Genomic DNA, 20,533 nt, shown 5'->3' on the forward strand with positions numbered 1-20,533 from the left:
ACAATTTATTAAGTATAATTTGTTAAATATGATTTTTTTAAAAATGAAACTTGCATTTTCATAAAATCATGGTACAATTTATATAATTCATTTATAAATATAAAGGGGGTAATATCATGAGTAATAGCATTGGTTATCCTGAAAAGCAAGGATTGTATGATCCGGCCTTTGAAAAAGATAATTGTGGCGTTGGCTTTGTAGCAAATATCAGAGGTGAGAAAACCAACGGTATTATAAAAAAAGGGTTAAAAGTTCTTGTGAATTTAACTCATAGAGGTGCAGTGGGTGCAGATCCTAAAACTGGAGATGGTGCAGGTATTTTGGTACAAATTCCTGATGAATTTCTTAGGATTAGCTGTGACAATTTAGGCCTAGAATTACCAATGGCAGGAAGCTACGCCGTAGGAATGATTTTTTTGCCAAAGGAACCTGCATTAAGATTTCAATGTGAAGGAATACTTGAAAGAATTGCCGAAGAAGAAGGACAAAAAATATTAGGTTGGAGATCTGTTCCTATAGATAATAGAAACATTGGAGACACGGCAAAAGGAACAGAGCCAATAATTAGACAGATTTTTTTAGGATCAAATTTTAAAGATCCGACTCTAACAGACGAGCAGCTTCAAGAAGAATTTGAAAGAAGACTTTATATTATAAGAAAAAGAGCAGAAAGAGAAGCAATCAAATTGGTTAATAGAAGCACAGAATATTTCTATATCTGCAGTCTTTCTAGCAGAACAATTGTTTACAAGGGACTTTTACTTGCCGACCAAATAAAAGGATTTTACATCGATTTACAAGACATAAATTTTAAGAGTGCGATTTGCCTTGTTCATCAAAGATATAGTACAAACACCTTTCCAACTTGGGATTTAGCACAACCCTTTAGATATTTGGCTCATAATGGCGAAATAAATACAATTAGAGGAAATAGAAACTGGATGAATGCTCGCGAAGGAGTTTTAAAGTCCAAAGTGTATGGAAAGAACATAAAGAAATTGTTTCCAATTATTAGCCCTAATGGTAGCGATTCAGCTTCCCTGGATAATATGTTAGAACTTTTAAAAATGGATGGAAGATCTCTACCTCATAGCATAATGATGTTGATTCCTGAAGTTTGGATGTCAAATAATGATATGGAAGATTATAAAAAATCTTTTTATGAGTATCATGGTTCGTTAATTGAACCTTGGGACGGTCCTGCTGTTGTTGCATTTACAGATGGTATTCGAATAGGTGCAACACTCGATAGAAATGGACTTAGGCCCGCAAGGTATATAATAACAAAGGATGGCTTTGCTGTTCTTGCATCTGAAGCTGGAGTACTTAAGTTTAAACCAGAGAATATCAAAGAAAAAGGCAAGCTTCAACCAGGAAAGATGTTTTTGATTGATACAAATGAAGGCAGAATAATTGAAGATGAAGAAGTAAAAAAAGCAGTTTGCACAAACAAGCCTTATGGTGAAATGATTTTAAAAAATAAACTTTATCTAGAAGATTTTGATGCTGTAATTAATGACGTTAAAATAGACAAAGATATTTTAAAGGAAAGGCAACAAGCCTTTGGATATTCTCTAGAAGATTTAAGGATTATACTATCTCCTATGGCAAGAGATGGTAAGGAACCCATTGGCTCTATGGGAAATGATACACCACTGGCTGTATTATCTAATAGGCCTCAACTCTTATTTGCTTATTTCAAGCAACTTTTTGCTCAGGTTACCAATCCACCAATAGATCCAATTAGAGAAAAAATGGTAATGTCACTTATGAACTATTTGGGATCTCAAGATAATGTTTTAAATCAAGATCTTACTGATAACCCATTTATAGAAATAAAGAGTCCTATCTTAACTAATTTAGAAGTAGCTAAGATTAAAAATTTAAAAGATAACGCTTTTAAAACTACAACAATTCCCATAACTTTTAAAGCAGATACTGGAATTGAAGGGTTTAAAGATGCCCTAGACAAGCTTTGCAAAAGAACATCTGCAAGAATTGAAGAAGGCTATAATATTATCGTTCTTAGTGATAAATCAGTAGACTCTTATGATGCTGCAATCCCAAGCTTACTTGCATTATCTGCCGTTCAGCAGCACTTAACCCGCAAAAAGACCAGAACCTCTGTTTCTATTATAGTCGAAACAGGAGAAGCTAGAGAAACAATGCATTTTGCCTTATTAATTGGCTATGGGGCAACAGGTGTTAATCCATATCTTGCATTTAAGTCTATTGATAATATTATAAATGATGGCGATATAGAAAATGTTTCTATAGAAAAAGCCCATGAAAACTATATACATGCAATATCACAAGGGCTTCTAAAAATATTATCAAAAATGGGAATTTCAACTATACAGAGTTATCATGGAGCACAAATTTTTGACGCAGTTGGCTTAAGTTCTGATTTACTCCAAAAATATTTTGGTGGAACCTCTTCTAGAATTGGTGGAATTGGTGTAGATACCGTAGCAAGAGAAGTATTAATTAGGCATAAAAATGCCTTCAACAAATTAAGAAAACCTATAGCTGAACTTGATGTAGGAGGGGCATATTCTTGGAGAAAAGGTGGAGAACACCACTTATTTAACCCGGATACAATCTTTAAACTTCAAGTTGCTACAAAATCAAATGATTATAATTTATATAAAGAATATGCAAAAGTGATAAATGAGCAGGACAAGAACTTATGTACAATTAGAGGATTATTTGAACTTAATTATGGGAACGGAATTCCAATAGAAAGTGTTGAACCAATTAGTGAAATAGTAAAACGCTTTTGCTCAGGTGCAATGTCCTTTGGGTCCATCAGCAAGGAAGCCCATGAAACTATGGCTATAGCTATGAATAGGCTTGGTGGAAAAAGCAACACTGGTGAAGGTGGAGAGGATGCCGAAAGATTCAAAGTTGATGAAAATGGTGATTTAAGAAGAAGTGCAATTAAACAAATAGCTTCCGGTAGATTTGGTGTAACTGCTGAATATCTTGTAAATGCAGACGAATTGCAAATAAAAATAGCTCAAGGAGCAAAACCTGGTGAAGGTGGTCAACTACCAGGCAAAAAAGTTGATGCAAATATAGCTAGGCTAAGGCATTCAACCCCTGGGATTGATTTAATTTCCCCACCACCTCATCACGATATATATTCTATTGAAGATTTAGCTCAGCTTATTCATGATCTAAAGAGTGTAAACCCTAGGGCCAGAATAAGTACAAAATTGGTTTCAGAGTTAGGTGTTGGAACCATAGCCGCTGGAGTTGTTAAGGCACATTCAGATGCTATAGTAATAAGTGGTCATGATGGAGGAACAGGTGCTTCCCCACTTTCCTCAATAAAGCATGCGGGGCTACCTTGGGAGCTTGGACTTGCTGAAACCCAGCAGGTATTGCTTTTAAATAATTTAAGAAGCAGAGTAACCGTTCAAACTGATGGTCAGCTTAAAACAGGACGTGATGTTGTTATTGCAGCACTTCTTGGAGCAGAAGAATTTGGGTTTGCAACTACAGCTCTTGTAGTGCTCGGTTGTACTATGCTAAGAAATTGTCACTTGAATACTTGTGATATGGGCATAGCTACGCAAGATCCAGAACTTCGTAAGAATTTCAGGGGAAAACCTGAATACGTGGTGAATTTCTTTACATTTATTGCCAAGGAAATAAGAGAGCATATGGCGAGACTTGGTTTTAGAACTATGAATGAAATGATAGGTAGAGTAGATAAAATTAATCAGAAAAAGGCTATAGACCACTGGAAAGCAAAGGAACTAGATTTATCAAATATTCTATATAAACCTGATATGCCCAAAAGGATTAAGCGGTACTGTGTAATATCACAAGATCACGGGTTAGATACTTCTTTAGATTTCAAGCTTATTGAAATGGCAAAAATATCCCTAGAAAATGGAATGAAAAGCACCTCTAATTTAGAAATTGAAAATGTTAATCGTTCTGTTGGTGCAATGTTAAGTGGAAGAATTGCTATGAAATATGGCGCCGCTGGACTTCCTGACGATACAATAACATTAAATTTTGTTGGGGCAGCAGGTCAGAGTTTTGGAGCCTTTGGTGCTAATGGATTAACATTAAACTTAGTAGGAGATGCAAATGATTATGTTGGCAAAGGATTATCAGGTGCTAAAATAATTGTAAAGACACCAGAAAATTGCAGTTTTATTCAAGACGAAAACTTCATCGCGGGTAATACAATTCTTTATGGAGCGACTTCTGGTAAGTTGTTTATAAACGGATTAGTAGGCGAACGCTTTGCAGTAAGAAATTCAGGAGCCCAGGCTGTAGTTGAAGGAATTGGAGACCACGGTTGTGAATATATGACAGGTGGAATTGTAGTTATTATCGGAAGAACAGGCAGGAACTTTGCAGCCGGAATGAGCGGTGGTATAGCATACGTTATCGACGAAGATGAAACATTAAAATCAAACTGTAATATGGAAATGATAGAGGTAGAATTAATAACTTCAGAACCAGATTTATTACAGCTCCATTCGATAATAAAAGAACATTTTGAAGCAACTAACAGCCATAAAGCAAGTAAAATTCTAAATAACTGGAAAGAATACAAGTTAAAGTTCAAAAAAGTAATACCAACCGCTTACAAAGCAATATTAGAAGGTAAATAGAAGCTATAGAACTGTCTCTCTTTAGGGACGGTTCTCAGTTTTCAATTTTTGGAGGTGTTAAATTTGGGAAAATTGTATGGTTTCAAAGAATTCAAAAGAGAAACTGCAAATAAACGCCCTGTAAAAGATAGAATTAAGGACTCTAAAGAATTATTCATAGAATTTCCAGTTGAAAAACTGCGTCAGCAAGGTGCAAGGTGCATGGAATGTGGTGTTCCTTTTTGTAACTGGAGTTGCCCTCTAGGAAACTTAATTCCAGATTGGAATGACATGGTATATAAAGAAAAATGGGAAAAAGCATATAACAGGTTAACCCTTACAAATAATTTCCCAGAGTTCACTGGCAGGATTTGTCCCGCCCCTTGTGAAGGTTCATGTACATTAGGAGTTAATGGAGACCCTGTTGCAATAAGGGAAATAGAATTAAATATTATAGAAAAAGCATTTTCACAAGGATGGACAAACCCTTTAGAGCCTAGAGTTCGGACTGGTAAAAAGGTCGCTATTGTTGGTTCGGGTCCATCGGGCCTTGCGGCAGCTGCTGAACTTAACTCTGTAGGCCATGATGTAACTGTTTTTGAAAGGGACGATGAAATAGGCGGGCTTTTAAGATATGGCATACCAGATTTTAAATTAGATAAAAGCATAGTTCAAAGAAGAGTGGATTTTATGATTGAGGCAGGAGTTAGCTTTAAAACTAATGTAAATGTCGGAGTTGATTATTCTGTAGACACTCTTTTATCTGAATTTGATGCAGTAGCTTTAACTGGTGGTAGTACAATTCCTAGAGATTTATTAGTTGAAGGCAGAGAATTAAAAGGTGTACATTTTGCTATGGATTATCTAAAACAACAAAATAGAAGAGTTTCAGGCAAAACAATAGAAGCTAGTGAGATAAATGCTAAAGGCAAAGTTGTACTGGTACTCGGAGGCGGAGATACTGGCTCAGATTGTATTGGAACTGCAATAAGGCAAGGAGCTAAGAGCGTATATCAATATGAAATTATGCCAAAGCCCCCTGTAGATAGAGACGACACAATGCCATGGCCTTCATACCCTAGAACACTAAAAACTACTACTTCTCATGAAGAAGGTTGCAACCGCGATTGGAATATTACTACAAGAAAATTCACTGGTGAAGATGGCGAAGTTACTACGCTCCATGCATCTAAAGTTGAGTGGACACGTAATGAAAAAGGTATGCAACAAATGAGTGAAATACCAGGTTCAGAATTTGAGCTCAAAGTTGACTTGGTTATTTTAGCTATGGGTTTCTTGCATCCACAACATGAAGGTATGCTTACGGACTTAGCTTTAGACTTTGATAACCGAGGAAACGTTATTGTAGATGATAATTATATGACTAATTTACAAGGCGTTTTTGCAGCTGGAGATATGAAAAAGGGCCAATCATTAGTTGTTTGGGCAATATATGAAGGTCGCGCAGTTACTAAAAATATTGATAAGTATTTAATGGGGGAAACTTCATTAAGGGGGTAAGAGCAAATAGTACAATCAGTATGAAATCTCTCCTGCGTGATTCGAAATAAGAGCTTGAAACGTGAAATTCCATCAAATAATTCTAATCTTTTGCCAATATAAATTTCTCTAACGCTCACATTCGGCTTACAGCCGGTTCCCTAGCCTTCCTTACAGGAGGCTCACGAGAATTTTATATTGCCAAAAGAAGAATTACTAAATGAATTTTCAATGTTTCTGCTCTTCTTATTTGAAGTCACTTTCGGAGAAAGTTCATACTATATAGTAATTAGCACATCCTATGGTATGTATTTTAATAATATAAAAGATAAGAAGAAGGTTTTATTTAACACAGCCTTCTTCCTATCTTTTATATTTTTCAACCTTTAATAAGATCCACAAATGTTGACTTAACTTTGCATCTTACGAAAAATGTAAGTAACGAGAAAGCATCTATCCTCGTTATTTTCAATTTTCGACTAATGTTTTTTCTGGACTTAATGGTATGTTACTTCTATTATCAAATTTTTTATCCCAGCATTCTTTCTTTTATTTTGTTCCCTTTTTTTTTAAATTGTTCATTACTCGCAAAAATCATTAACAAAACCACTGAAAAACTTGTCCACTCCCATTGAGTTGTAATAATCCCTATCAAATTCAAAAGCCTACCACATAGTAATCAGAGCAATAATCAAAGTGCCAAATTTCAAATTTTTCTTCATATAACCTCTATCTCCAAATATAAATTATCCTTGCAGCACATAATTAAAGAACAGTTCAAATTAACTGCCCCAGCGGTTAAAGCTATAACTTTATTTTACACTCTTTTAATATCCTATATCCACTGCAATTTTTGAAAGTAAATCCCAATTCTCCTTATCATTAGGATTAATACTCATAAAATACAAATACCGTTGTATTTCTTCTTCTTTTTCAGTAAAAGCTATCGATCTATTAGTAGATTGAGGTGTAGCATTTATTGAAATGGACATATAAAGTTTAGATAGTGCAGTTGAACCTCCAGTTTTATTTTCAACGTTAGCATAGGACGTAAAAGGTAATATAGATATAGCTGTATGTAAATATGCAGATGCCTCCATATAGTAAGATATTTTATCTTCCTCATCAACTTTACTGTAACCAATCCCAAAGCAACCTACAAGTTCATAAATGCAATGTATAAATACCTCATTCGCTTTTTTTCTTTGTATTTTTTGATTAATGAAAGCGTAAGTTGCAAATAGAAAACTGATTATCAGAGCTATTATTAATAAACGTTTTTTCAAAATAATTCCGCCTTTTTATTTAATGTATTTTCATATTGATTCGTCATAGCTTACACTTATGTATGTATCGTCCTTTTATGATATAAATAACCTATAATAAAATTATAACATATTTTTCATATTATACTTAAGTAATTATTTAATAATCAACATAGAATTAGCACACTCATGAATTGGATAAACTTCGCCTTCTATACACACTCATAATAATGCCTACGGATACCATATTAATAATCCCTAAAGAGCCTCCATAGCTTATGAAAGGAAGTGGAATTCCTATCATAGGGAATAAATTTAGATTCATTAATATATTCGTTGCGAATTGAACTATAAATATACTAATCAAACCGCTTATAAGTAATCGTCCATAATTATCTCTAACATATTTTGAAACATGTAGAATTCTATATATGAAAGAAACAATAATAGAAATAATAACCGCGGCTCCAAGCCACCCAAAAGTATGTACTATATAAATAAAAACAAAGTCTGATTGCATCTCAGGTACCTTTAACAGTGCCTCATTTGCAGAAAACCCATGTCCGAAAATTCCAGATGTATGAGCTATTTCGTACATCTGTACATTCAAGAACCCTACTCCTCTCGCATCCGAGAATGGGTGTAAAAAAGTAAAAAACCTACTTATTCTATATGGTTCTGATATAATATAATACAGAAAACAAATAGTATTAAGTGCAACAATGTAAATTACATATCTTTTTTTCATATTAGATTTAAGAGCTAAAACTATAAATGTAATAAAATAAATTCCACAGTAACCTAATCCTTGAGCAGCTAGCATTAAAAGCATTGGAATAATTAAATACCATACAGCTTTAATTAAATTCATTTTTTTATTCCAGTCATCGTTATTGAATATACCTGCTAGTGCTATTATAAATACATATAAACTAATTGCTTTAATATCAAATGTAAATCTTCCTACACTGATAAAAGGACTTCCATTTATAGGGTGGCTTATAAAAAATGATAAGGTAAATAATAAGCACATGCCTACAAAGATATGTTTCGAATACTTTTGAAGTTTTCTATAGTCAAAGAAATATAATAATACTATACCTATAGTACCAATAGCAGCATATAATAAGCTGTGCTTAAATAGATAATCACTACTTCTGAATGAATTTTTATATTGCATGAGATACATCAATGCAACACCTATATTAACGAGTAGTATGGTTAAAATTAATGTAATCCAATCCGGAGTTCCCTTATGTGCTATGTTTAGCTGTTTACCTACTGCTTCGCCATCTCCCATGCGTTCAACAGCTCTAATTACTGATTCTTCTTGTACTATTCCTTTTTCAGCATATTCGCCTACAATATCCTCAATATGTGAGGATAGCTCTTGTTTTATTTCTTTATGAGCTCCCTTATACTTTACATAAGAACATACATAATCTATATATTCACTAATTTTAGAATTATCTCCTACGTCCATAATATAGCCCCCCCTAATATTTTATCAACTGTAGAACGGAAAGTTGTCCATTCTTCCTCTTTTGCCTTTAATGATAATCTACCTTCCTCCATTATCCTGTAGTACTTTCTAGGACGTTTTCCAGAACCCTCACCCCAATATGCCACAACTAATCCTTTTGCCTCCAAGGTATGAAGAATTGGATAGAGAGTTCCTTCCTTCAATGTAAACACACCGTTTGATTTTTCTTCCATTTCTTTTATCATTTCATAGCCATACATTGGTTTTTTATCAATTAATTTTAAAATGAGGATTATCGTACTTCCCTTTAACAGTTCCTTGTTTATTGACATGTTATTGCCCCCCTTATATTTTTATGGCATATGATACCATTTATACCTAGTAATCCGATACATTGATATCATAAGTATAATAATAACATTATATTCCAAAATGTCAATATAGAATATAAATGAGAATTAGTATATTTTTAATTATGTTTTAACAATACCTCTTCTATAAGCTACTTCCAAACCCTTCAAAATAAAAACACCTAGAAGAACTTCTTCTAGGTGTTTTTATTTTGTCATATATTACATATCATTACTTTTAGGAATTCATGATTTTCTACCCTTCCATTGCCTGGCAGGGGTCACTCATTTGAATAACTTTCTTTAGAACTAGCACAGTTCTACTAGGTGAATACACTATAATCCCAGGTTTATTCCCCTTATTTCGTAATGTTTTCGCGCTGTATATATAATCTGTTGCAATTCTGTGTTGGCCACCAAATATCGTTTCATCACTATTAAAGATAATCTTATATTCACCCATCTCGCCAGTAGGTAGTTCATATTCTGAGAAAGAAGCAGATGGATTAAAATTAAATAAAAATACTAATTCACCTTTTCTGAAAGCAATCATATTTTGCTTATCATCAGTCCAAAGATTTTGGAGGTCTGTTGCACTTAAAACATTATATGTTTTTAATAAAATTAGCATTTCTTTATCAAAATTTGACAAATATTCATACTTAAGATCTTTATTTTCCATCAGACTCCATTGTCTTCTTGCGTAATTATAACTCCAATTATTACCTTCTCTTGGGAAGTCAATCCATTCCGGGTGACCAAATTCATTCCCCATGAAATTTAAATAGCCTTCACCAGCTAAAGTTATAGTAATAAATCTAATAAGTTTATGAAGTTCTACTGCTCTATTTATTATTAAATTATCATCACTTTTTAGCATGTGAGAATACATTTCCTTTCCGCCTAAACGGAACATTAAGGTCTTGTCACCTACAAGTGCTTGATCATGTGATTCAGAATACCCTATATTCTTTTCCTTAGGCCGTCTATTAGTTAACTCGTGCCACAACTGACACATGCTCCATTTTTCATCTGGCAGTTCTTTTAACAATTTCACCCAAAGATCAGGCACTCCCATAGACAAACGATAATCGAAGCCAATGCCACCAAAATCAACTGGCAGACACATTCCAGGCATTCCGCTCATATCCTCTGCAATAGTTACTGCATTAGGTTTTACTTCTCTTACTAAGTCATTAGCAAATTGAAGGTAAGTAATTGCTTCTATATCCGTATCCATACTAAAGTATTTACTGTAATCCGAGAACACTACTCCAAGCCCTTGGTGGTGATATAACATCGATGACACACCATCAAATCGATAACCATCAAAATGGTATTCCTCTAGCCAAAACTTAATATTCGACAAAAGGAAATGAAGAACTTCTGGCTTCCCATAATTAAAAAGTTTTGTACCCCATGCTGGATGATTCCCCTTAACTCCAGTATGGAAGAATTGATAATCAGTTCCGTCAAACTCATTAATCCCCTCAGCTATATTCTTAATTGAATGAGAGTGTACTAAATCAAGTAATACCGCAATTCCCATAAGGTGGGCAGCATTAACTAATGCTTTAAGCTCTTCAGGGGTTCCAAACCAAGATGAAACAGCAAAAAAATTAGATACTTGATAACCAAAAGAGGCATAATATGGATGTTGCATTACCGCCATAAGCTGCACAGTATTATAACCAGCAGCCTTTATTCTTGGAAGAATATTTTCTGTAAACTCGCTAAAAGTACCCATTCCTTCTTTTTCCTGGGACATACCTACATGAGCCTCATATATAAACAATGGCAATTCGCTATCAACATGAAATTCACTATCCCGCCACTTAAATTCAAAGTCTGGTTGCCAAATTTGTCCTACAAAATCATTAGTAATAGGATCCTGCATCGTCCGCTTAATATAAAGAGGAATTCTATCTCTTGATACACCTTTAGCCACTACCCTTACCTTAACATAGGATAAATGTTTTAGGGCTTGTACCCCTGGCAAAAAAATCTCCCAATTTCCACTTTCTTTTCTTATCAATGGATGTGTTTGAGGATTCCAAGAGTTAAAATCGCCAATTAAATAAAGAGCATCAGCCATAGGGGCCCATTCTCTATAAACCCATCCCCCCTTAATTAAATGGAACCCGTAAAATAAGTCGCCACTCGCAAAAGAGTCAAAGCTTTGATTATTACCAAGTAATTCTTTTTTACAAGATGTATAACGGTCCACTCTAATCCTAATATCACTTTCAAACGGCTTGAGATATGGATCAATCTCTATTATTTTGATGTTTTTATTTTTATAATCCTCCATTTAAAAATTCCTTTCGTATTTGAAATTATTGCAAGTCAAAATATTTATTACTAATATATCTAATTCGACTAAATATTATCAATTCCTTTGTTCTTCAAATAAATAAATAAATAAATAATAAACTCAAAAATAATTATAACGACTTAAATTTAGTCTATTAGTAATGAAATTATTATATCTATTATATTTTTCTCAATTGATATTATCTTGTTTTATAAGGGCGTTTATTATAGCTGAACTAGCTATAAATAATAACCCAGCTTGTGGTGCAATCATTGTAAAGTCAACCAGTCCATGCCCAATTATTACAGCTTGAATACCTGCCAGCATTGGAACTAATCTACAATTCTGTGCATGAAGTATCTTTAAATTTCGGAATAAATTAATTTTCATATAGGTATATATGAGAAGCCCAACAGCTCCAAGTGTTGTCATAATAGTAATCCAGATATTGTGACCGTGGTATAGGGTTGCATAATAATACCCTTTCATGAAGCTTTCTCCATGGTCAGTTATCCCCATAATACCCCAACCCGTAAAAGGCTTAAGTTTTATCATTTTTAAACATCCATCCCATATTCCAAAACGACTATTGAATGAGGTATCGAAATCATGTCCGGTTAAATTTTTAAGCATTTCTGGTGGTACAAAAGTAATTACAGCCGTAATTATAAATATTGTGATAAACAGCCATATATCTTTTTTATTACCTTTAAGTAGATAAAATATAAAAACGCCAAATAATAGCCCCATAAAAGCACCCCGAGATCCCGTTAAACACAATGCAATAACAAAGAGGATTGTCGCTGTCTCATAAAATAATTTTGCAGTTTTTGATTTAATGCTACAAAAATAAATACCTACAAGAATCATTATAGCAAACCAGTTCCCCGCTACATTAGGATTACCAAAGGTGCTATATATTCTACCATTAACTGCTGGCTGAGCTGTACTTTGAAGAAATGCCCCCCAAATATTAAAATTAAAATACTCATATAACACTTTCTCAATAATTCCAAAAATTGCTGAGAACAGAGAAAAAAACACTAAATGCATATATATCTTTTCCACCATATTTTCATTTTTACAATAATTTTGCAAAAAAATACTAACACATAGATATATAAAGAGAGCAAACGATGCAACAATTGATGTAAAACTATAATTTATAACTCCTACTATTAAAGACCAAATAAATAGTAAACAAAGTCCTATATTCCAATAATTTTTATCTATCTTAATTTTTTTAAATAACACCATATATATCATATATAATAATGGTATTATGGTCGTATAAGGAGAAATGATTGTTAATAAAACTAAAATGCCCATAATAAAGCCACCTTCATCTCTAGTATTTTTTTTCGTAAGCATAATGATAAGTGCCCAAGAGAATTACCTTATCATTTTGTAAACTGCAATTCCATTAAGTACTAATATTAACCTTGTCACCTCTTTCTATTATATACTAGCCTTGGTATTATTGTTTACTTTATTAAAAGGGTATATTATTATTCTACAACATATAAGCCCTAAAGCTACACCGACTAAAATATCTGTAGGATATCATTTTTATTATCCCCCTTCCTCCATTATATCTCTTTTCCCATATTGTTTCAAAAAAATAAATGTAGCAAAGGATTACCCTTGCTACTAAAATGGCATAATAAAAGTTTTACCCGTTTTAGGATTTTTAGTTATATATACATCTAATCCGTAAACCTCTTTAATTATATCTTCTGTTAATACTTCCTCTGGAGTTCCATCTTTGTAAACTAAGCAATCATGCATTAGTATCATATGATTGCCATATGCAGCCGCTATGTTCAAATCATGTAGCACAGCAATAATTGTTATGTTTTTATTTTCATTTAATTGTTTTAATTGATTCATCATTTCAATTTGATGATGAATGTCTAGGTGAGAAATAGGCTCATCTAAAAGAATTATTCCTGTTTCTTGGGCAATCGCTCTTGCCACTACCACTCGTTGTCTTTCTCCGCCACTTAATGCATTTATGCTTTTATTTCTAAGACCCCAAGTGTTTGTCATTTTCATAGCTTTCATAGCTATTCCCATATCTTTTTCACTTTCTGAGCAGAATCTAGAAATATGAGGCGTTCTTCCCATAAGAACTATATCTTGTACTGAAATATCGAATTCGATTTCTGTGCTTTGCGGTACCACTGCTATTTTCTTTGCTAAAACCTTTGATTTCATTTGGGCTAAGTCCTTTTCATCAATAAAAACTTCACCTTTTTCAGGTTGCAGTGATTTTGATAATATCCTTAGAAGTGTAGTTTTACCTGAACCATTTGGACCTAGAATAGTGTGAAATTTTCCTCTTTCTATGTTTATACTAATATCCTTTAATACTTCCTGTTCAAAGGAAAAACTTACGTTATTTATCTCTATCAATTACATCGCCTTCTTCTTTGTTCTATATAATAAATATATAAAAAATGGAACTCCAAAAATTGAAGTAATAATTCCTACTGGTATTTCTGATGGAGGCACTACTGCTCTTGCAAGCGTATCGCAAATTATTAAAAATATAGCTCCCCCAAGTGCAGAAAATGGTATAACCACCCTATTATCTGGTCCAAAAATCATTCTAATAGAGTGAGGCACTATAAGACCTACAAATCCAATTATTCCACTTACAGATACGACTGCTGCCACCATCAAAGTACTTATTAAAAGTATATACTTTTTTAATCCATTTACATCTACACCAAGACTTCTAGCACTCTCTTCTCCAAGAACCATGATATTCAGATCTCTTGAAAATGTAAAAATAAATAAAATTGAGGGAACTACTATTATAAACAGTAAAATTACCTCGTGATATCCAGCCGTTGAAAAACTTCCCATCGTCCACATAACTATTTTTTCAATATTATCTCTATTAAAGGTCATCATTAATGAAATAATGGATGATAATAAATAATTTATGGCAACACCCGATAGTAAAAGTGTGGTAACTGGAACTTTAGTACCGACTCTCGCAATATTATAAACCAGAAAAGTAGTTATTATAGCACCTACAAAAGCATTGAATGCCACCATGCTCATCCCTAAAAAATTGATTTCATTAAGAAAAACCATGGTTATAGTGGCCCCAAGTGCAGCCCCTGATGAAACTCCGAGAATAAATGGATCTGCCATTGGATTTTTGAAAATACCCTGAAAAGAGGTACCAACCACTGAAAGTGCTGCTCCTACTAAACAGGATAAAATGATTCTAGGAAGTCTTAACTTTACCAATATGATTGCAGATGTAGGATTAATTCCATCTAAGGATACACTGTTATTTAATATTGGAATTTTGCTTATAATAATTAGGGCTGTCTGTTTTAAAGAAATATCTGCTACCCCAAAATTTGTTGCTACAATCATTACAATTAGGAGTAAAAATACCCCTACTGCAAAAACTCGTCGATAATAACTCTTATTTTCTATAAACGTCATGGTTATTTAACCCCTTTTATTTAAAAAGTTCAGGATGAACTAATTTAGCAATTGCTTCAAGTCCTTCTGCAAGTCTCGGTCCCTGCCTAACAATAATGTTTTCATCAATCTCCAATAATTTGCCGTTCTTAACTGCATTCAAATCTTTGTAACCATTGGTAGCTTTTATACCTTTTTTTGAATCATAGAGCTTTGAACAAATTAGCACATCAGGATTCTTTTCTACAAGCTTTTCTACACTGTAGTTCCAACCAACTACGTCGCCCGCAGCATTTTTTCCGCCAGCAATGTCTATCATACTACCTATAAATGTATCTTTTCCTGCTGTAAAATCACCACTCTTGCCAAATCCTGCTACATAGTACACTGTTGGCTTCTTAGCATCCTTAACCTTATCAGTTATTTCTGCAACTTTCCTTTTCATATCTGATACTATTGTCTGGGCTTCCCCACTAGCATTTACAACCTGACCAAGTTTTGACATTGTGTCATACACACCATTAAAATTTTCTTCACCACCAAGCGCTACAACCTTTATATTAAGAGCCTCTAATTTTTTAATAATAGCCTTATCAAAAAGAGCTGATACAATAACTACATCAGGTTTTAATTCAACAATTTTCTCTACACTTGGTTGCAATAAGTCACCAACAGATGTAACCTTAAGGGCCTGAGCTGGGTAATCATCGTAATCACTTCTACCAACTACACTGCTTCCTTTACCAAGTGCATATATTCCCTCTGTTATATTTGGTGCAATTGTAATAATTCTTTTAGGTTCTTTTTCAATGATAACCGTTCTATCATATGAGTCAACTACCTTTAGCGGATATACTACAGCGTTAGTTTCCTTTTTAGTAGTATTAAGCGACCCTTTATTCTCACCTTTGCTGCCACACGCGCTAAATACAACACAAACAAAAACAGCTAAAACTAGACTTATTATACTTTTTCTTTTAAACATAAGTTGCCTCCATAAATTTTAATTTTTTAATTACTTATTTAATTTTAATTGGGATACCACAAACCACCATGTGAACTTCCTGAGCCCTTGATGCAATATACTGATTAACTCTACCCGCAATATCTCTAAAAACCCTTGCCATCTTGTATTCTGGTACAATTCCAGAGCCAATTTCGTTAGTTACAAGAATTATTGTTTTTAAGTTTTTTTCTGCTTCGTCAAGAAATACTGCTACCTCTTGTAAAATCCCTTTTTCCATTGCGCTTATAGCTTGATTATTAAGATCATCGAAATTATCCCCCGCTTCATCAAACATAAGATTTGTAGTCATTATTGTAATACAATCTAATAAAATCGTATCAAACTGCATTTCTTCGTTATAGAATACCTGTTTTAAATTCTTATAGCCTTCAAAGGTATACCAATTAGCTGGTCTTCTTTCTTTATGTTTTTTTACTCTGTCCTTCATTTCATCATCAAACGGAATTGAAGTTGCAATATAAAGTACGTTGCCCTTCTCTTCTTTGGCTAGCTTCTCAGCATATGTACTTTTCCCACTCCTTGCGCCACCTGTTATAAGTATAATTTTTTTCATAGTATGCTCCTTATTATTTTAATAATATGCTCTAATGTAAAAAAATCAGAAAATAAAAAAACCACATCTCAAGGATGTGGAATAATGCAATTAAATTTTTCATATATTGGATAACCCAATATTATTGTTAAATCACGCATTTTTCATCCTCCCTCCGAAGACTAAAATTTCAAGCAATAGGCAGGTTTACTGGCTTTAGCATCATCTTACTCTCCAACCTTCTCAGTTTCCCAATGGTTCTTTGGATTTCATCCTCTAATACAGTAGCGGTGGGCTGCAGTGGTTTTTTAGTCACTTTCCCTTTTAACCCCTGTTACAAGGCACCTAAAACAATATTTAATTTTTATTAAGTTGACTATTTTTATTGTAACATCAAAAAAATATTAAAGCAATGTAAATCATTCTACCTACTTTCTAACGCTATTTCAGTGTTTTATTTAAGTAATATTCCATTACTCCTTTTACAATAGGTACCACATGGTGACTTCCACCTTTCTCTTTAACGTTTTCCATTAACATTGATACTACTATTTTAGGATTAACTGTATCCATACATATAAACCATCCATTTTCTTCTGCAGCTTTATCCTTGTCATCTTTCTTAAGTTCCGCTGTTCCAGTTTTACCCGCGAGAGCTTGCCCATCAACTTTTGCCGCATGACCTGTACCATTTGGGTTATCGATAACTCCAGTGAGACCATCTTTTACAAATTTTATATTATCCGCGGAAATTGCATTAGCTTTCCATACCTTAGCCTTTACCTTTTCATTCAAACTTTCTAAAGTTGGAGACATAATATTTCCATCGTTAACAACTGCGCTATACGATAGTGCAAGGTGAAGTGGGCTCATAAGGACCTCCCCTTGACCATAACCAGTATCTGCTAATGCTACATCATTCTTAATGTTGTTACCATTGGCTACTTGTGAATTTGCTATTGGATAATTTATTGGAAGCTTTTGACCTATTCCAAAATTGTTGCATCCTTTTATAAATTCCTCTTTACCTATATTAAGAGCTGCCTTTGCGAAATATATGTTATCAGAGTATACAAATGCATCCTGTAAATTCACTGACTCTCTCGGTTCACCAACCCTAGTAACCTTATTGAGTCCCCATGATTTATCCGGTTGCCATTCGTTTCCCGGTATGTTAATAAGTTCACTAGGTTTTATCTTCCCTTGCTCTAACCCAACTGCAGCCGTTATCAGTTTAAATGTAGACCCTGGAGAATATACAGCCTTAAATCTATTATTAAATGGATCCCCTGCTTTTTCCCATTCTGCCTTTTGGGTATTAGAAACATAAGTAGTAATTGCATTTGTATCATATGACGGCGAGCTTACTAAAGCCAATACCTCTCCAGTTTTTGGATTTATTGCTGCACTGGCTCCCGGCTCTTTATTCATCCCTTCATATATTTTCTTCTGTAGTTCACTATCTACTGATAATGTTATATTTTCACCTGCTTTTGATTCTTTTTTAAGAATTACAACCTTATTGTTATTATTTTGTTTTGATATATATATTGTTGCCCCATTTTCACCCTTAAGCTTGTCCTCATAAACCTGTTCAAGACCTGCCTTTCCTATTAAACTAAATGAGTTATACCCTTTACTAGAATTCTTTTGTAGTTCCTCAGCAGTTATCGGCTTTATGTATCCTATAAGCGACCCCAAAGCTTCCCCACCTGGATATACTCTACCTTTAGTCTTGTTCGGGATTACCCCATCAAGCTTCATAACTCCATCTATTTTTACTTTTTCACTACGCAATATGTTAATAATCGGTATAAATTGATCAGAATTTTCATTATCCTTTAGTTTATTTTCTATAACCGAAGCATCAATATCTAGTATCTTAGCCATCTGCGATATATTAGCATCCTTATTTTTAATAAATGTAATGGGTTTTATTCCAATCGTAACAATTAAATCATTTATTGCAAGTGGTTTTTTACTCCTATCATAAATTTCTCCACGTATAGCCACTTCTGGCTCTACCCTAACCTTATCTCCCGCTTCCATACTAGGAAATATCATTTTCTCATTCCAAACTAATGTCCACTGCTTTTTATTGTTAACTTCTTCCTTCACCATAGTAGCCTGGTAGCCTGGCATTTTTAATTGCCCTGCTGCAGTATCCATAACTATAGAAAATGGTATATTTATAGCTTTTTTATTTCCTTCCTTAATTTTATCTTCATTCTCCACATTAATAGATATACTTTTAGCCTCTATTCCACTATAAATAGCATTGTATTTGTCTACAAATTCCTTTTCAGTTATTGTTTCCTTAGTTTTAACTGAAAGCATGCTATACATTGTTTTGAAATCCTGCTTTACCCACTTGTTCTTATATGTATCAAATGTTTTTGTTGCACTATCCACTTTTGTAAAAAAATTAAACATAAATACTGCCATTACTATTAATATAATCCCTATCGTTGTAAAAAGTACTACTTTTAAGTTTTTTTTCGACATTTTTTTACCACCCCTTACTTATTATAACACTTGAACCGTATAATTAAATAGTATGATTTTTAAAAGTTTATTTTTTTGCATATTAAACAAATATATTATAAAATAAATTATATTAACTAGAGAATTAATACCCTCAGGATACTATTTTCAACACATCTTTACCCCTGTTGCTTATAATGTATTTAGTATATAATAACTATTAATTGGTGCAATAAATATTATACTCATTATTAAGGAGGCATTATTATGGATAATAAAGTTTATACTAAAAAAAGTAAAGAAGAACTAAAGAAGATCTTAACTCCAATTCAGTTTGAAGTAAGTCAGGAAAGCAGCACAGAAAAATCTTTTGAAAATGAATTTTGGAATAATAAAGAAGAAGGCATTTATGTAGATATTAATAGTGGAGAGCCCTTATTTACATCTCTTGATAAATTTGATTCAGGTTGTGGGTGGCCTAGTTTTACAAAGCCTGTTGAGGATGCTAACGTTAAAGAAAATAAGGATGCAACCCATGGTATGATGAGAACAGAAGTAAGGAGCAAATATGGTGACAGTCATTTAGGACATTTATTCAACGATGGTCCGATTTCCCAGGGTGGATTAAGATATTGCATAAATAGTGCTTCACTAAAGTTTATACCAATTCATAAGCTCTGCGATGAAGGATATGGAGATTACTTAGAATTATTCAATAAATAAGGAGAGCGTTTCTCGCTCTCCTCCAAAACTGTCGTTACAAGTATACCTATACTTGTAATCCATTAATAGCTACTTGCTGATTATCCAAAGCAAATATCTTATCTTTCCATTTTAAAGTATTTAAAACATATCCTAAGGAGTCTGCATGGTATCTTCCAGCTATTTTTTGATAACCCAATAGCTCATATACTTTATCTGAATCAAAATCCACAGGATATAAGCCGCTTATAGGATCAACGAATCCGTTGATTGGATTCTTTAGCTTTCCGTTTTCGTCGTATATTTCATTTAAATAATCGGCGTCCTTGTTGGATATATCTATAATGTATTTTTGGTTATTTTTCTTACTGATAACTTCAACCTTGTAATTGTCTTTATAAGTAACATCGTATTTGTATTGCTCATTATATACATTAAAGTCAAATAGTAATTTTGCTTCATTGTTAATAAACGAGTAAATGTAATAGTACATTATTCCACCACTACCACCTGTTGCAATACTTATTAAAATATCATCTACACCATCTCCAGTAAAATCCCCCAAAAATAGTGTAGGATTGTATCCTGTATTTTCACTAAGTGGTATACTAGCAAAATCACCTGTTATTCCATCTTGAATTACAAGGACGATATTTTGAGTATATGGACTATCTGGTGTCTTTATACCTGTTAAGTACACAGCATCTGTTATTCCATCACCATTTACATCTCCACTTGCATAACTAACAATGCTCGGATTTATCCTATTATATCTATTATACATAACTGCTCCTTTGCATTATAAGATTTATA

At 33.3% G+C, this 20,533-nt stretch carries 14 protein-coding genes and 1 riboswitch; of the genes, 3 read left to right on the forward strand and 11 right to left on the reverse strand.

Annotated elements, in window-relative coordinates; genetic code table 11:
• Positions 1–116 precede the first annotated feature (116 nt).
• Both gltB and ACWJKE_RS05305 read left to right on the forward strand, forming a co-directional pair.
• Positions 117–4,637 carry a glutamate synthase large subunit gene (gene gltB / locus ACWJKE_RS05300; protein WP_462959207.1) on the forward strand — a complete coding sequence of 1,507 codons (4,521 nt, stop codon included), beginning with the start codon at positions 117–119 and terminating at the stop codon, positions 4,635–4,637.
• Between the two features lie 63 nt (positions 4,638–4,700).
• Positions 4,701–6,137 carry a glutamate synthase subunit beta gene (locus ACWJKE_RS05305; RefSeq protein WP_216303667.1) on the forward strand — a complete coding sequence of 479 codons (1,437 nt, stop codon included), beginning with the start codon at positions 4,701–4,703 and terminating at the stop codon, positions 6,135–6,137.
• Between the two features lie 806 nt (positions 6,138–6,943).
• On the opposite strand, the gene ACWJKE_RS05310 is transcribed toward ACWJKE_RS05305, so the two are convergent.
• From ACWJKE_RS05310 to ACWJKE_RS05355, 10 genes are all read right to left on the reverse strand, one after another.
• Positions 6,944–7,402 (reverse strand): hypothetical protein, encoded by a 459-nt coding sequence (locus tag ACWJKE_RS05310; protein WP_216303668.1) that lies wholly within the window; start codon positions 7,400–7,402, stop codon positions 6,944–6,946.
• Positions 7,403–7,568: 166 nt separating this feature from the next.
• Entirely contained in the window at positions 7,569–8,864 is a 1,296-nt protein-coding gene (locus ACWJKE_RS05315; RefSeq protein ID WP_220286887.1) for an FtsW/RodA/SpoVE family cell cycle protein, read from the reverse strand.
• The gene (locus ACWJKE_RS05320) at positions 8,855–9,196 is read right to left on the reverse strand and encodes a PadR family transcriptional regulator (protein ID WP_216303670.1); all 342 of its coding nucleotides are present in this window, start codon (positions 9,194–9,196) and stop codon (positions 8,855–8,857) included. Before ACWJKE_RS05320 ends, ACWJKE_RS05315 begins: the two co-directional genes overlap by 10 nt.
• Positions 9,197–9,470: 274 nt before the next feature.
• The gene (locus tag ACWJKE_RS05325; RefSeq protein WP_220286888.1) at positions 9,471–11,525 is read right to left on the reverse strand and encodes an alpha-amylase family glycosyl hydrolase; all 2,055 of its coding nucleotides are present in this window, start codon (positions 11,523–11,525) and stop codon (positions 9,471–9,473) included.
• Positions 11,526–11,717: 192 nt separating this feature from the next.
• A complete protein-coding gene (locus ACWJKE_RS05330; protein WP_462959208.1) occupies positions 11,718–12,899 on the reverse strand; it encodes an O-antigen ligase family protein in 1,182 nt (393 codons plus the stop codon).
• A 279-nt stretch (positions 12,900–13,178) separates the two neighbouring features.
• Positions 13,179–13,943: an ABC transporter ATP-binding protein gene (locus tag ACWJKE_RS05335; RefSeq protein ID WP_216303673.1), complete on the reverse strand. Its 765-nt coding sequence runs from the start codon at positions 13,941–13,943 to the stop codon at positions 13,179–13,181.
• Complete coding sequence (locus ACWJKE_RS05340; protein WP_165414031.1) at positions 13,944–14,996, reverse strand: FecCD family ABC transporter permease; 1,053 nt, start codon at positions 14,994–14,996, stop codon at positions 13,944–13,946.
• A 16-nt stretch (positions 14,997–15,012) separates the two neighbouring features.
• Positions 15,013–15,960, reverse strand: coding sequence for an ABC transporter substrate-binding protein (locus ACWJKE_RS05345; RefSeq protein WP_216303674.1), 948 nt, complete (start codon positions 15,958–15,960; stop codon positions 15,013–15,015).
• A 34-nt stretch (positions 15,961–15,994) separates the two neighbouring features.
• Positions 15,995–16,555, reverse strand: a complete 561-nt coding sequence (gene cobU, locus ACWJKE_RS05350; RefSeq protein WP_165414029.1) for a bifunctional adenosylcobinamide kinase/adenosylcobinamide-phosphate guanylyltransferase — start codon at positions 16,553–16,555, stop codon at positions 15,995–15,997.
• Positions 16,556–16,717: 162 nt separating this feature from the next.
• Positions 16,718–16,898, reverse strand: a riboswitch (cobalamin riboswitch).
• A gap of 77 nt (positions 16,899–16,975) precedes the next feature.
• A complete protein-coding gene (locus tag ACWJKE_RS05355) occupies positions 16,976–19,039 on the reverse strand; it encodes a penicillin-binding transpeptidase domain-containing protein (RefSeq protein WP_220320302.1) in 2,064 nt (687 codons plus the stop codon).
• A gap of 246 nt (positions 19,040–19,285) precedes the next feature.
• Between ACWJKE_RS05355 and msrB the strand changes: the two genes are divergently transcribed.
• Positions 19,286–19,741, forward strand: a complete 456-nt coding sequence (gene msrB / locus ACWJKE_RS05360; RefSeq protein ID WP_220286891.1) for a peptide-methionine (R)-S-oxide reductase MsrB — start codon at positions 19,286–19,288, stop codon at positions 19,739–19,741.
• 46 nt (positions 19,742–19,787) lie between these two features.
• On the opposite strand, the gene ACWJKE_RS05365 is transcribed toward msrB, so the two are convergent.
• On the reverse strand, positions 19,788–20,504 hold the full coding sequence (locus tag ACWJKE_RS05365; protein WP_216303677.1) for an FG-GAP-like repeat-containing protein: 717 nt from the start codon (positions 20,502–20,504) through the stop codon (positions 19,788–19,790).
• Between the last annotated feature and the right edge of the window lie 29 nt (positions 20,505–20,533).

This window comes from Clostridium sp. CM036 (assembly GCF_055081135.1).

Excerpts from the sequence above, each read along its gene's own strand:
- gltB (WP_462959207.1), top strand. The coding sequence starts at position 117 with ATGAGTAATAGCATTGGTTATCCTGAAAAGCAAGGATTGTATGATCCG.
- ACWJKE_RS05315 (WP_220286887.1), bottom strand. The coding sequence starts at position 8,864 with ATGGACGTAGGAGATAATTCTAAAATTAGTGAATATATAGATTATGTA.
- ACWJKE_RS05320 (WP_216303670.1), bottom strand. The coding sequence starts at position 9,196 with ATGTCAATAAACAAGGAACTGTTAAAGGGAAGTACGATAATCCTCATT.
- ACWJKE_RS05325 (WP_220286888.1), bottom strand. The coding sequence starts at position 11,525 with ATGGAGGATTATAAAAATAAAAACATCAAAATAATAGAGATTGATCCA.
- ACWJKE_RS05330 (WP_462959208.1), bottom strand. The coding sequence starts at position 12,899 with ATGCTTACGAAAAAAAATACTAGAGATGAAGGTGGCTTTATTATGGGC.
- ACWJKE_RS05340 (WP_165414031.1), bottom strand. The coding sequence starts at position 14,996 with ATGACGTTTATAGAAAATAAGAGTTATTATCGACGAGTTTTTGCAGTA.
- ACWJKE_RS05345 (WP_216303674.1), bottom strand. The coding sequence starts at position 15,960 with ATGTTTAAAAGAAAAAGTATAATAAGTCTAGTTTTAGCTGTTTTTGTT.
- cobU (WP_165414029.1), bottom strand. The coding sequence starts at position 16,555 with ATGAAAAAAATTATACTTATAACAGGTGGCGCAAGGAGTGGGAAAAGT.
- ACWJKE_RS05355 (WP_220320302.1), bottom strand. The coding sequence starts at position 19,039 with ATGTCGAAAAAAAACTTAAAAGTAGTACTTTTTACAACGATAGGGATT.
- msrB (WP_220286891.1), top strand. The coding sequence starts at position 19,286 with ATGGATAATAAAGTTTATACTAAAAAAAGTAAAGAAGAACTAAAGAAG.
- ACWJKE_RS05365 (WP_216303677.1), bottom strand. The coding sequence starts at position 20,504 with ATGTATAATAGATATAATAGGATAAATCCGAGCATTGTTAGTTATGCA.